Annotated in this window: 1 protein-coding gene; it reads left to right on the top strand. The window is 64.8% G+C overall.

The genetic code is table 11. The features are described from left to right. Window positions 1-494, top strand: a 494-nt coding sequence (locus IRY44_RS30465) for an ABC transporter ATP-binding protein (RefSeq protein WP_194803573.1), incomplete at both ends; no start/stop codon positions are given.

Raw genomic sequence — 494 nt, 5'->3', positions numbered from 1 at the left:
GAGGCCCGCAGCCGGGCGGTGGACATGCTGGGGCGGGTCGGTATCCCGCAGCCCGCGAAGCGGTTCGAGCAGTATCCGCATGAGTTCTCGGGTGGGATGCGGCAGCGGGCGATGATCGCGATGGCGCTGGTGAACGATCCGGATCTGTTGATCGCGGATGAGCCGACGACGGCGCTTGATGTGACGGTGCAGGCGCAGATCCTGGATCTGTTGGCGGATTTGCAGGAGGAGTTCCGGTCGGCGATCGTGTTGATCACTCACGATCTGGGTGTGGTCAGTCAGGTGGCTGATGACGTGTTGGTGATGTATGCGGGTCGGGCGGTGGAGCACGGGAGTGTGGAGCGGGTGTTGCGGGCGCCGCAGCATCCGTACACGTGGGGGTTGTTGTCGAGTGTGCCGTCGTTGCACGGTGACGCGGATGCGGACCTGGTGCCGATTCCGGGTAACCCGCCGTCGTTGATCAATCTGCCGCCGGGGTGTGCGTTTCATCCGCG

The sequence above is a fragment of the Micromonospora sp. ANENR4 genome, from assembly GCF_015354395.1.
GTDB lineage: Bacteria > Actinomycetota > Actinomycetes > Mycobacteriales > Micromonosporaceae > Micromonospora > Micromonospora aurantiaca.
The sequence above is the reverse complement of the archived record's forward strand: the minus strand, read 5'-3'. Positions and strand labels throughout refer to the sequence as shown.